This window comes from Streptomyces sp. NPDC001796, assembly GCF_042892355.1.
Classification (GTDB): domain Bacteria; phylum Actinomycetota; class Actinomycetes; order Streptomycetales; family Streptomycetaceae; genus Streptomyces.
Map to the genome: position 1 here is coordinate 386,392 of NZ_JBIAUC010000001.1, position 12,052 is coordinate 398,443.

Here is a 12,052-nt window from a genome sequence, read left to right on the forward strand (position 1 = left end):
GACAGTCGGTGAGGGTGATGATCAGGTCGGTGAGGGGTGGCGGTCGGACAGCATGGCAGGGCGTCGGCCGTGGCGCGAATCACCCGAACCATCGCTCACAGCGGGGCTACCTGCCGGTAGATTCAGAGGCTCTTGAACGATCAAGTCTGTAACTTGTTCTAGATTACCGTCCCGGCGTAGTCTCGCGGGAAACTGCAGGGAAGAAGGGGCCGACCAGTGACCGCTGAGGCCAGGGAGGCGGGTCCCGAGGAGGGCTCGGCCGCCGGTGGGGGTACCTCCCTGTTCATGGGGGTCCCCCCGCTCGAGCGAAGCCGAGAGTGGGGGAGAAGCCGAGAACTCGGGGGAGAGCGCCCGCTGCGCATCGCGCTCCTGACGTACAAGGGGAACCCGTTCTGCGGCGGTCAGGGCGTGTACGTACGGCGCCTCTCCCGTGAGCTGGTCCGGCTCGGTCACCGGGTCGAGGTCATCGGCGCGCAGCCCTACCCGGTGCTCGACGAGGGCGAGGGCCTTCAGGGCCTGTCCCTCACCGAACTGCCCAGCCTCGACCTGTACCGCCAGCCCGACCCCTTCCGCACTCCGAAGCGCGACGAGTACCGGGACTGGATCGACGCCCTCGAGGTCGCCACGATGTGGACCGGCGGCTTCCCCGAGCCGCTGACGTTCTCCCTGCGCGCCCGCCGCCATCTGCGCGCCCGCCGCGGCGACTTCGACGTCGTGCACGACAACCAGACGCTCGGCTACGGTCTGCTGGGCGATGTGGGCGCGCCGCTGGTGACCACCATCCACCACCCCATCACCGTGGACCGGCAGTTGGAGCTGGACGCGGCCGAGGGCTGGAAGCGGCGGCTTTCGGTGCGGCGCTGGTACGCGTTCACGCGCATGCAGAAGCGGGTCGCGCGCAGGCTGCCGTCGGTGCTCACCGTCTCCGGCACCTCCCGCCAGGAGATCGTGGACCACCTGGGCGTCGACCGGGACCGCGTCCACGTCGTGCACATCGGCGCCGACACCGACCTGTTCTCGCCGGATGCGTCGGTGCCGCAGGTGCCGGGCCGGATCGTCACCACCTCCAGCGCGGACGTGCCGCTCAAGGGCCTCGTCTTCCTCGTCGAGGCGCTCGCCAAGGTGCGGACCGAGCACCCCGGGGCGCATCTCGTCGTGGTCGGCAAGCGCGCCGAGGACGGGCCCGTCGCGCAGGCCATCGAGCGGTACGGGCTCGAGGGCGCCGTCGAGTTCGTGAAGGGCATCTCCGACGCCGAGCTGGTCGACCTGGTGCGGTCGGCCGAGGTGGCGTGCGTGCCGTCGCTGTACGAGGGGTTCTCGCTGCCGGCGGCCGAGGCGATGGCGACCGGTACGCCGCTGGTGGCCACCACGGGCGGTGCCATACCGGAGGTCACGGGCCGCGACGGCGAGACGTGCCTGGCGGTCCCGCCCGGTGACGCCGGGGCGCTGGCCGCCGGGCTGAACCGGCTGCTGGCGGACCCGGAGCTGAGGGCACGGCTCGGCGCGGCGGGCCGCGAACGGGTGCTGCGGCACTTCACCTGGGCGAAGGCGGCGGAGGGGACGGTGGCGCGGTACCGCGAGGCCATCGCCCTCACCCAGGCCCGGCACGGCTCGCTCGGGGGCGCCCCCGCCGGAACAGTCGCCGCCACCGCGGCCGCCGCAGAAGACATCGTCGTACCCAACCGCGAAAGCAGGGCCACGTGCTGACCGTCGACTTCTCCCGGTTCCCGCTCGCCCCGGGCGACCGCGTCCTGGACCTCGGCTGCGGTGCCGGACGGCACGCGTTCGAGTGCTACCGGCGCGGCGCGCAGGTCGTGGCGCTGGACCGCAACGGCGAGGAGATCCGCGAGGTCGCCAAGTGGTTCGCGGCGATGAAGGAGGCGGGCGAGGCTCCGGCCGGCGCCACCGCGACGGCGATGGAGGGCGACGCGCTCGCCCTGCCCTTCCCCGACGAGTCCTTCGACGTCGTGATCATCTCCGAGGTCATGGAGCACATCCCGGACGACAAGGGCGTCCTCGCCGAGATGGTCCGGGTGCTCAGGCCGGGCGGCCGTATCGCCGTCACCGTGCCGCGCTACGGCCCCGAGAAGGTCTGCTGGGCGCTGTCCGACGTCTACCACGAGGTCGAGGGCGGCCACATCCGCATCTACAAGGCCGACGAACTGCTGGCGAAGATGCGGGAGGCGGGCCTGAAGCCGTACGGCACGCACCACGCGCACGCGCTCCACTCGCCGTACTGGTGGCTGAAGTGCGCGTTCGGCGTGGACAACGACAAGGCGCTGCCGGTGCGCGCGTACCACAAGCTGCTCGTCTGGGACATCATGAAGAAGCCGCTCGCCACCCGGGTCGCCGAACAGGCGCTGAACCCGCTGATCGGCAAGAGCTTCGTGGCCTACGCGACCAAGCCGCACCTGCCGCCTGTCGCGGAGGACGCCGCGACCGCCGAGACCCCCGAGGCGGCCGCCAAGTGACCACCCCCCGGACAGAACACCTCGTCCTGCCCGGGGTCCTGACCGCCGAGCAGGCCGCCGCGACCGTCGCTGGGATCCTCGCCGTGCAGCGGGAGGACGGCGCCATACCGTGGTTCCGCGGGCACCACCTGGACCCGTGGGACCACGTCGAGGCGGCGATGGCGCTGGACGCGGCGGGCGAGCACACGGCGGCCGAGCGGGCCTACGAATGGCTGGCACGCCACCAGAACGAGGACGGGTCCTGGTACGCGGCCTACGCGGACGGCGACCCGGAGCAGATCACCGACCGCGGCCGCGAGACGAACTTCGTCGCATACGTCGCCGTCGGCGTCTGGCACCACTACCTCGCCACCGGCGACGACACGTTCCTGGACCGCATGTGGCCGACGGTGTACGCGGCGGTCGAGTTCGTGCTGCGGTTGCAGCAGCCGGGCGGGCAGATCGGCTGGAAGCGGGAGGACGACGGCACGGACGTCACGGACGCGCTGCTGACCGGCTGCTCGTCCATCCACCACGCGCTGCGCTGCGCCCTCGCGATCGCCGAGCAGCGCGAGGAGCCGCAGCCGGACTGGGAGTTGGCGGTGGGCGCGCTCAGGCATGCCATACGCCGGCACCCGGAGCGGTTCCTGGACAAGGACCGCTACTCGATGGACTGGTACTACCCGGTGCTCGGCGGCGCGCTGACGGGCGCAGAGGCCAAGGAGCGCATCGAGGCGGACTGGGACCGTTTCGTCGTCCCCGGCCTCGGTGTGCGCTGCGTCGTCCCCAACCCGTGGGTGACCGGCGGCGAGTCGGCCGAACTAGCCCTGGCCCTGTGGGCGATGGGCGAGTCCGACCGCGCACTGGAGATCCTCCAGTCGATCCAGCACCTGCGGGATCCGCGGACGGGCCTGTACTGGACGGGCTACGTCTTCGAGGACGCCGTGATCTGGCCCGAGGAACTCACCACCTGGACGGCCGGCTCACTGCTGCTCGCCGTGGCCGCCCTGGGCGGCGACGAACCGACCTGCACGGTCTTCGGCGGCGAGCAACTGCCCCGGGGCCTGGACACCGACTGCTGCGCATAGCTCCGCCGCCTGCTCGGTGCCGGTGGGGGTGCCACGGGGCTGTCGCGTTCCGCCGCAGCGCCTCAGTGGCGGTGGATGCGGTTGGCGATGGCGTGGCCCACGAAGAGGTAGACCACCGCGGCGAGGCCGTAGCCCGCGACCACCCGTGCCCACGCCTCGTGGAAGGTGAACAGGTCATGGGACCAGCCGGCCAGCCACGCCGCCGCGTTGTGGATGAACTGCACCAGATCGTTGCCGGGATTCGCGTTCAGCAGGTACATCAGGATCCACAGGCCCAGGATGACGGCCATGATGTCCGCGATCACGGCGATGACCGTACCGGCCTGATTCGCACCGTTGCGATATCGAGGGGACATGTCCTCCGGGTTGCCCGGCGATTCCCCGTCAAACTCGTGGAGGTGCGGGAACGACCGCGCGCAGCCGCGGTCACCCGATCGCCACGCCCGGGCGGCAAGGCCGGGCGGTGTGGGTGAAGCTGTCGGTGGATCAGTCGGCTTCCCGGTCCCGGAGGCTCCCGTGCCCGCACCGATACGCTCCCCCAAGCTCTTCGAGCAGGGGATACCCCCACTCGCCGTGGCGCTCGTCCTCTGCTCCGCGGTGTTCGCCGGTGCCGCCGCCTGCGGTGACGGGAGCGCCGCGCAGCGGGCCGCAGCGTACATCGCGGTCCCCACGCCCACCCCGACCACCCCGGCGGAGCGGCAGAAGTTCGCCAGGGCGCGGTTCGTGGCGAACGCGGGGCTCGCCTCCGGGGCGGTCCACGAGTGGATCGTGAAGCCGTGGAAGGCCGGTACGTTCGAGAAGGGCGCCAAGGGACGCAGGACCGCCCTGGCCAAGGCAGGCCTCGCCGGCACCTTCGCCTACAACCGGCTCGCCGCCGCCGCACGCAACGCCCAGGGCGACCCCGCGCTGGCCAGGGGCCTGGCCCCGCTCGCGGCGGGCATCGACGGGCTCAAGGACCTGCCGTCCCGCCTCCGCAAGGGCGACGAGTCGGCCGCGGCCTCCTACGCCGGTCTCTTCGACAAGGTGAAGGCCGCGGCCAAGAACGCGGGCGTCCCCGTCCGCAACCAGCTCCCGTCCGCCGCGCAGCTCGCACGCGGCTGACGGGGCCAACGGGGCACCGCCGTGCAGCGCTCCGCGGCGGTGCCCTACCCACCTGTGGTTCACCCACCTGTGGTTCACCCACCTGTGGTTCACCCACCTGTGGTTCACCCACCTGTGGTTCACCCACCTGTGGTTCACCCAGCTGTGGTTCAGTTCAGCTCGGCCAGCACCCGCAGCGTGTGCGGGTCCGGGGCCAGCGCCAGCAGATCCGTCACAGGGCCCTTGCGCCACAATTCCAGTCGCTCCGCGATGCGTTCACGCGGACCGACGAGCGAGATCTCGTCCGCGAAGGCGTCCGGCACGGCCAGCACCGCCTCCTCGCGCCGCCCCTGAAGGAACAGCCGCTGGATACGCCGCGCCTCCTCCTCGTACCCCATGCGCGCCATCAGGTCGGCATGGAAGTTGCGGGCCGCGTGCCCCATTCCGCCGATGTAGAAGCCGAGCATCGCCTTCACCGGCAGCAGCCCTTCGGCGACGTCGTCGCAGACCTTCACCCGCGCCGTCGGGGCCACGACGAACCCCTCACGCAGGTCGGTCAGCGCCGCCCCGTACACCTCCGGGCGGGTCGGCGACCAGTACAGCGGCAGCCAGCCGTCCGCGATCCGCACCGTCTGCGCCACGTTCTTCGGGCCCTCCGCGCCCAGCAGGACGGGCAGATCGGCGCGCAGGGGGTGTGTGATCGACTTCAGGGGCTTGCCGAGGCCGGTGCCGTCCGGTCCCGGGTGGGGCAGGGCATGGAAGCGGCCGTCCAGCTCCACCGGCGCCTCGCGGCGCAGCACTTGCCGTACCACCTCGACGTACTCCCGGGTCGCGGTGAGCGGTGAGCTCGGGAACGGGCGCCCGTACCAGCCCTCCACCACCTGCGGCCCCGACAGGCCGAGGCCCAGCATCACGCGCCCGCCCGAGAGGTGGTCCAGGGTGAGCGCGTGCATCGCGGTGGTGGTGGGGGAGCGGGCCGCCATCTGCGCAACCGCCGTACCGAGCTTGATCCTCGACGTCCGTGCGGCGATCCAGGTGAGCGGCGTGAAGGCGTCCGACCCCCAGGACTCGGCGGTCCACACCGAGTCGTAGCCCAGCCGTTCCGCCTCGCGTGCCAGCGTGAGATGGTCCGTCGCGGGGCCCCGCCCCCAGTAGCCGAGCGCGAGTCCGAGCCGCATGCCGCCACCACTTCCCTGACGAAGCATCAGATCCAAGGAGTGGCAGCGACTGTACGGCAACGGCCCCCCGCCCGGAAGGGCGAGGGGCCGTGCGGGCGAGGGGTGGGCTCAGCCGCGCTGGATGCCGCTCGTGTCCTGCAGCACACCGCGGCGGCCGTCCTGCGTCTGCGCCACCAGGGCGGGGCCGCGCTGCTCGACGGCCAGGTACCAGGTGCCGGGCGCCAGTTCGGCGATCGGGGTGGGCGAGCCGTCCTCGGGGAACAGCGGGCGCGGCACCGGCACCGCGAACCAGAACGGCGAGAAGTCCGCGGCGGGAACCGTCTGCTGCGGCTGCTGCCCGCCGAACGGCTGCCCCTGCTGCGGCTGACCGTACGGCGACTGCTGCGCGCCCGGGTAGCCGTACCCGCCCTGCGGCTGGCCGCCGTAGGGCTGCGGGGCGGCGGGCTTGGGGGCCGGCACGAGGGCGGCCTGCAGGGCCGGCACCAGCGGCGTGGCGATCGCGGCGGCGGCCATGACGACAGTGGCGACGAGGCCGAGGATCAGGCCGGTGCCGGCACTGACGCTGCCGCCGCCACCGAGGTTGTCGACACCGCCGATCGGGTCGAAGACGTTGCCGAGCGCGCTCCAGGCGGCGAAGACCGTGAAGGCGGCGCCGAACTGCCCGAGGTCGAGACCGGCGACCTTGGGCACCTGCGGCAGGCCGTGGGCGACGACGACGAGCGCGGCGCCGATGATGCCGGCCAGGAAGACGCTCAGCAGGAGCGGTCCGCTGGCCCAGGCGCTGGGGATGTTCGCGCTGCTGGGCGCCCCGTCGATCGAGTAGATGTCGAGGAACGACGCGATGAACAGCAATACCGCTGCTCCGATCACCACGCCGTCGCCTCTCGTGAGGGAGCGGATATTCACTTCGGGTCCTTCGTCTGTCGTCTCGTCGTCGGTGGAGGCGTCGCTGTCACCATGTCGACCTCGGGCCGCGGTGTGAAGCGCGGGGGTGACCCCTCATCGTAGGAGGACCTTATCGTCAGCCCGGCCGGGGTGTCCGCCGGGTGGGAGACGATGATCGCTACCCGCGCAGGAAACTCACGATTCCCTCAGAGATTCCCTGCGCCGCCTTCTGCCGCCACGAGCCGCTGGTCAGCAGTGCCGCGTCCTTGGTGTCGCGCATGTTGCCGCACTCGATGAAGACCTTGGGAACCGTTGACAGATTGAGACCGCCGAGATCGCTCCGTACGACGAGACCGGTGCCGTCGCCCACGTAGTTGGAGGGCGCGCTGCCGGTGACCCGGACGAAGTCGCCCGCGACGCGCTCGCCGAGGTCGCGGGAGGGGCCGACGATGCGACGGGTGTCCGCGGCGCCCTTGTGCACCGAGGCCGGCAGGATGACGTGGAAGCCGCGGTCGCCCTGGGCCGCGCCGTCCGCGTGGATGGAGATCGCCGCGTCCGCGTGCGCCTGGTTGCCGATCCGCGCCCGCTCGTCCACGCACGGCCCCCACGACCGGTCGCCGTCCTGCGTGAACTTCACCGTGGCACCCTGCTGCTCCAGAAGCGTGCGCAGCCGGCGCGCCACGTCCAGGGTGAACTGGGCCTCCGCGTAACCCGAGTTGGTGGACGTGCCGGTGGTGTCGCACTCCTTGGAGTTGGTACCGATGTCGACCTTGCGGTTGATCTCGGCCGTGTGGCGGACGTTGCCGGGGTTGTGTCCGGGGTCGACGACGACGACCTTGCCCGCGAGCGGCCCGGAAGCGGACCGTGCGGTGGACGACGCGTCCGGCTGCTCGCCGTTGCCCGCGCCACCGGCCGGGGCGGCCGGAGAGCCCGGGGCGGCGGCGGACGGCGCGGTCCCCGCGGACCTGGTCGTGGGCGCCCCGCCCGCCGATCCACCGCCGCTGTCGGCCACCGCCTCGTAGACCAGCCAGCCGAGGAGCGCCGCCGGCACCAGTGTGGCCACCGCCACCGTCAGCGGCCCGCGCCGACGGCGGCGGGGTTCGGGGGCATCGAAGTCCGGTCCAACGTACGACATGCCTGCGACCCTAACGGGACGATTCGCTCCTCGCCCGCGTTCGCCGCAGGACGCGCAGCGAGTCGGCCGCCGAGACCTCCGTGAACTCTCCGGACCGAAGCGCCCTCAGGTAGACGCGGTACGGGGCCTGGCCCGTGAACTCGTCCTCCGGCTCGGGGAACACGTCGTGGATGACGAGGAGTCCGTCCTGGGCCACATGGGGGGCCCAGCCCTCGTAGTCGGCGTTCGCGTGTTCGTCGGTGTGGCCGCCGTCGACGAACACCAGGCCGAGCGGGGTGTTCCACACTCTGGCCACCTGCGGCGAGCGGCCCACGAGTGCGATCACGTGGTCCTCCAGGCCCGCCCTGTGCAGGGTGCGCCGGAAGGTGGGCAGCGTGTCCATCAGGCCGACCTCGGGGTCGACCGTCTCCGGGTCGTGGTAGTCCCAGCCCGGCTGCTGTTCCTCGCTGCCGCGGTGATGGTCGACGGTGAGCGCGGGGACTCCGGCGGCGCGGGCCGCGTCGGCGAGCAGGATCGTGGACCGGCCGCAGTACGTGCCGACCTCCAGCAGCGGCAGCCCGAGCCGCCCGGCTTCGACGGCGGCCTCGTACAGCGCGAGCCCCTCGTGCCGTGGCATGAACCCCTTCGCGGCCTCGAACGCGGCCAGGATCTCGGGCTTGGGCGCCGCGGGCATGGGGCGTCCTTTCGGTCGTACGAGCGTATGGACGCCCCATGCTGCCGCACCCCCCGGCGACGCGGCGACGGGGGGTGCGGGTGGCGTGGACAGCGGGCTGCTCAGACCTCTGCCACCGGGACCGGCTCGCCCGGAAGCGACAGGTCCAGGTCCACCGGGCGGTCGTCGCCCGAGTGGGTGGCCGACGAGGCGACCGGGGCGTGACCCGCGGCCCTGGCGGCCAGGACGTACGGGCCCTCGGCCGGCACCGTCAGCGTGTAGCTGCCGTCCTGCGCCGACAGCGTGGCGCCCGCCTGGCGGCCCCGGCGGTCGATCAGCGTGACCTTGGCGAGGGCGACCGGGGCGCCCTCGGCGTCCAGGACCCGGCCGCGGAAGCCCCGCAGCACCTCCTCGGCGCGCTCCAGGTTCGCGTCCTCCTCGCTGCTCGCGCGCAGCTGGGGCCGGGCCGCGGGGCGGCGGCCGGGCAGGAAGAGGGCGAGCAGCAGACCGAGGGCGACCGCGGCCGTCGCGATCAGGAAGGAGATCCGGAAGCCGTGCATGGTCGGGACGGCCAGACCGTTCACGTGGTTCGCCGTGTTCGCCAGCACCATGCCGATCACGGCACTCGACACCGACGTGCCGATGGACCGCATCAGGGTGTTCAGGCCGTTGGCCGCGCCCGTCTCCGAGGCCGGGACCGCGCCGACGATCAGGGCGGGCAGTGAGGAGTAGGCGAGGCCGATGCCGGCGCCCAGGACCACCGAGGTGATCACGGTCTGCCAGGCGGCGTCCATCAGGCCGAGGCCGCCGCCGTAGCCGAGGGCGATGACCAGCAGGCCGATGATCAGGGTGAACTTGGGGCCGTAGCGGGCGGACAGACGGGCGTAGACCGGGGCGGTGAACATCATCGTCAGGCCCAGCGGTGCCACGCACAGGCCCGCGACGACCATCGACTGGCCGAGGCCGTAGCCGGTCGCGGTGGGCAGCTGGAGCAGCTGCGGCAGGACGAGCGAGACGACGTAGAAGCTGACGCCGACCATGATCGAGGCGAGGTTCGTGAGCAGCACCTCGCGGCGGGCGGTGGTGCGCAGGTCCACCAGCGGGGCGCTGACACGCAGCTCGAGCAGCCCCCACAGGAGCAGGACCACGACGGACGCGCCGAACAGGCCGAGCGTCGTGCCGGAGGACCAGCCCCAGTCGCTGCCCTTGGTGATGGGCAGCAGGAGCAGCACCAGACCGGCGGACAGGCCGAGTGCGCCCAGCAGGTCGAAGGAGCCCTTCGCGCGCATCGGGGACTCCGGTACGGCGAGGAGGGTGAGGACGATGGAGAGGGCGCCGAGTCCGGCGGAGCCGTAGAACAGGGCGTGCCAGTTCGTGTGCTGGGCGACCAGGGCGGCGGCGGGCAGCGCCAGGCCGCCGCCGACGCCGATCGAGGAGCTCATCAGGGCCATCGCCGAGCCGAGCCGCTCGCGGGGCAGCATGTCACGCATCAGGCCGATGCCGAGCGGGATCGCGCCCATCGCGAAGCCCTGGAGCGTACGGCCGACGATCATGGGCATCAGGGTGCTGGTGACGGCGCTGATCAGGGCGCCGACCACCATCACGCCCAGGCTGGCGAGCAGCATGCGCCGCTTGCCGTACAGGTCGCCGAGACGGCCCATGATCGGGGTGGCGACGGCGCCCGAGAGGAGGGTGGAGGTCAGGACCCAGGTGGCGTTGCTGGGCGTGGTGTGCAGCAGCTGGGGAAGATCCTTGATGACCGGGACGAGCAGCGTCTGCATCACCGCGACCACGATGCCCGCGAAGGCGAGCACCGGCACGATCGCGCCGGACGGCCTTGGTGCGGGCTGGTCGGTCGTTGGGTGCGTCATGGATCGGGGCCTCCGGGCCTGGTCGACTGTGGTGCGGAACGGCGCGCTCGGAAGCAGGGGGGCCGAGCGGACACGTGCTGGGTGAACCACGTATGCACAGGCAACTATTCCGATGCTTTGGCGTACTAACGAATCCTTGACCGATCCATGGGTTTCTGATCCGGCGTCAGGGGATGACCTACTGGCGGTGTGTCAGGGGGATGTCGTACGTCCCGGGACGGAGGCGGCGTGGGGCGAAATCCCGATGCGGACGGCGGGGCCGGGTTGGGAGCATGGCGCGCATGCTGCGAGCCGCCGAAGACACCGTGCCCACCCGTCGTACCGCGCCGCCCACCTGGGTGGTGGTCGCGCTCGCGTGTGCCGGGCAGTTCCTCGTCGTGCTCGACGTGTCCGTGGTCAATGTGGCGCTGCCGTCGATGCGGGCCGACCTGGGGCTGAGCGCGGCGGGACTGCAGTGGGTGGTGAACGCCTACGCGATCGCCTTCGCCGGGTTCATGCTTCTCGGCGGGCGGGCCGGGGACCTCTACGGACGCAAGCGGATGTTCCTCATAGGGCTCGCCCTGTTCACGCTGGCCTCCCTCGCCGGCGGGCTCGCCCGGCAGGACTGGGAACTGCTGGTCGGCCGGGCAGCACAGGGGCTCGGGGCGGCGGTGCTCGCCCCCTCGACGCTGACGCTGCTCACGGCGGCGGTCCCGGAGGGCGCCGCACGGGCCCGGGCCATCGCGACCTGGACCGCGGTGGGCGCCGGCGGCGGCGCGGCGGGCGGACTCGTCGGGGGAGTGCTGGTGGACGGGCTGTCGTGGCGCTGGGTGCTGCTGATCAACGTGCCGGTCGGCGCCGTCGTCCTGGCCGGGTCGGCGCGGTGGCTCGTGGAGAGCCGGGCCGGGGACGGGCGGCGTCTGGACCTGCCGGGCGCCCTGCTGGTGACGGCGGGCCTCGGCACGCTCGCCTACGGGATCGTGCAGACGGAGGCGGAGGGGTGGACGGCGGCGGCGACGCTGGTGCCGCTCGCCGCCGGACTCGCGCTCATCGGCCTGTTCCTGGCCGTCGAGGCGCGGGCGAAGGCGCCCCTGATGCCGCTGAAGCTGCTGAGGGTGCGCTCGGTGTCCGCGGCGAACGCGGCCATGTTCGTCTCGGGCTCAGCGATGTTCTGCATGTGGTTCTTCATGACGCTGTACGCGCAGAACGTGCTCGGCTACTCGCCTCTGGACGCCGGGCTCGCCCTGGTGCCCAGTTCGCTGGCCGTGGTGTTCGGCTCGAAGGTCGCGCCGCAGGTGATGCGGAGCGTGGGGGCGCGGAACCTGGCGGTGCTCGGGACGCTGATCGCGGCGGCCGGGTTCGGCTGGCAGTCGACGATGACGGCGGACGGCTCCTACGCGACGGCGATCATGTTCCCGGGCATCCTGATGATGCTGGGCGCCGGCCTGGCGGGCACCCCGCTCGCCGCGCTCGCGACATCGGGGGCCGCTCCGGGGGACGCCGGACTGGTGTCGGGGCTCGTCAACACCTCGCGCACCATGGGCGGTTCGCTCGGCCTCGCGGTGATGTCCACCATCGCGGCGACACGCACCGGGGCACGCGGCTCGGCCGACGCCCTGACGGAGGGGTACGCCGAGGCGTTCCGGACGAGCGGGTACGTGCTGCTGGCGGGGGCCGTGCTGATGCTGGCGTGGCTGCCGCGGACGCGGACCGGCCAGGGTTGACCCGCCGTCG

At 72.3% G+C, this 12,052-nt stretch carries 11 protein-coding genes; 5 read left to right on the plus strand and 6 right to left on the minus strand.

Annotated elements, in window-relative coordinates; all coding sequences use genetic code 11:
- Positions 1 to 216 precede the first annotated feature (216 nt).
- From ACFYZE_RS01715 to ACFYZE_RS01725, 3 genes are read left to right on the plus strand one after another with little or no spacing between them, the layout of a single operon-like run.
- The gene (locus ACFYZE_RS01715) at positions 217 to 1,707 is read left to right on the plus strand and encodes a glycosyltransferase family 4 protein (protein ID WP_388986933.1); all 1,491 of its coding nucleotides are present in this window, start codon (positions 217 to 219) and stop codon (positions 1,705 to 1,707) included.
- On the plus strand, positions 1,701 to 2,471 hold the full coding sequence (locus ACFYZE_RS01720; RefSeq protein WP_388986936.1) for a class I SAM-dependent methyltransferase: 771 nt from the start codon (positions 1,701 to 1,703) through the stop codon (positions 2,469 to 2,471). The genes ACFYZE_RS01715 and ACFYZE_RS01720 overlap by 7 nt, the downstream gene beginning before the upstream one ends.
- Complete coding sequence (locus tag ACFYZE_RS01725; protein WP_388986939.1) at positions 2,468 to 3,538, plus strand: prenyltransferase/squalene oxidase repeat-containing protein; 1,071 nt, start codon at positions 2,468 to 2,470, stop codon at positions 3,536 to 3,538. Before ACFYZE_RS01720 ends, ACFYZE_RS01725 begins: the two co-directional genes overlap by 4 nt.
- A gap of 62 nt (positions 3,539 to 3,600) precedes the next feature.
- Here ACFYZE_RS01725 and ACFYZE_RS01730 read toward each other — a convergent pair whose 3' ends face one another.
- Positions 3,601 to 3,894, minus strand: a complete 294-nt coding sequence (locus ACFYZE_RS01730) for a hypothetical protein (protein WP_388986942.1) — start codon at positions 3,892 to 3,894, stop codon at positions 3,601 to 3,603.
- 160 nt (positions 3,895 to 4,054) lie between these two features.
- Between ACFYZE_RS01730 and ACFYZE_RS01735 the strand changes: the two genes are divergently transcribed.
- On the plus strand, positions 4,055 to 4,639 hold the full coding sequence (locus ACFYZE_RS01735) for a hypothetical protein (RefSeq protein WP_388986945.1): 585 nt from the start codon (positions 4,055 to 4,057) through the stop codon (positions 4,637 to 4,639).
- A 149-nt stretch (positions 4,640 to 4,788) separates the two neighbouring features.
- Here ACFYZE_RS01735 and ACFYZE_RS01740 read toward each other — a convergent pair whose 3' ends face one another.
- The 5 genes from ACFYZE_RS01740 to ACFYZE_RS01760 all read right to left on the minus strand — a co-directional run bounded on the left by ACFYZE_RS01740 (position 4,789) and on the right by ACFYZE_RS01760 (position 10,339).
- Positions 4,789 to 5,796, minus strand: coding sequence for an LLM class F420-dependent oxidoreductase (locus ACFYZE_RS01740; protein ID WP_388986948.1), 1,008 nt, complete (start codon positions 5,794 to 5,796; stop codon positions 4,789 to 4,791).
- 108 nt (positions 5,797 to 5,904) lie between these two features.
- On the minus strand, positions 5,905 to 6,702 hold the full coding sequence (locus tag ACFYZE_RS01745; protein WP_388986951.1) for a hypothetical protein: 798 nt from the start codon (positions 6,700 to 6,702) through the stop codon (positions 5,905 to 5,907).
- Between the two features lie 157 nt (positions 6,703 to 6,859).
- Positions 6,860 to 7,816, minus strand: a complete 957-nt coding sequence (locus ACFYZE_RS01750; RefSeq protein ID WP_388986954.1) for an N-acetylmuramoyl-L-alanine amidase — start codon at positions 7,814 to 7,816, stop codon at positions 6,860 to 6,862.
- Positions 7,817 to 7,826: 10 nt separating this feature from the next.
- Positions 7,827 to 8,489, minus strand: a complete 663-nt coding sequence (locus ACFYZE_RS01755) for a class I SAM-dependent methyltransferase (protein WP_388986957.1) — start codon at positions 8,487 to 8,489, stop codon at positions 7,827 to 7,829.
- 101 nt (positions 8,490 to 8,590) lie between these two features.
- Positions 8,591 to 10,339, minus strand: a complete 1,749-nt coding sequence (locus ACFYZE_RS01760) for an MFS transporter (RefSeq protein WP_388986960.1) — start codon at positions 10,337 to 10,339, stop codon at positions 8,591 to 8,593.
- A gap of 281 nt (positions 10,340 to 10,620) precedes the next feature.
- On the opposite strand from ACFYZE_RS01760, the gene ACFYZE_RS01765 reads away from it, so the two are divergent.
- Positions 10,621 to 12,042, plus strand: a complete 1,422-nt coding sequence (locus ACFYZE_RS01765) for an MFS transporter (RefSeq protein ID WP_388986963.1) — start codon at positions 10,621 to 10,623, stop codon at positions 12,040 to 12,042.
- Positions 12,043 to 12,052 lie beyond the last annotated feature (10 nt).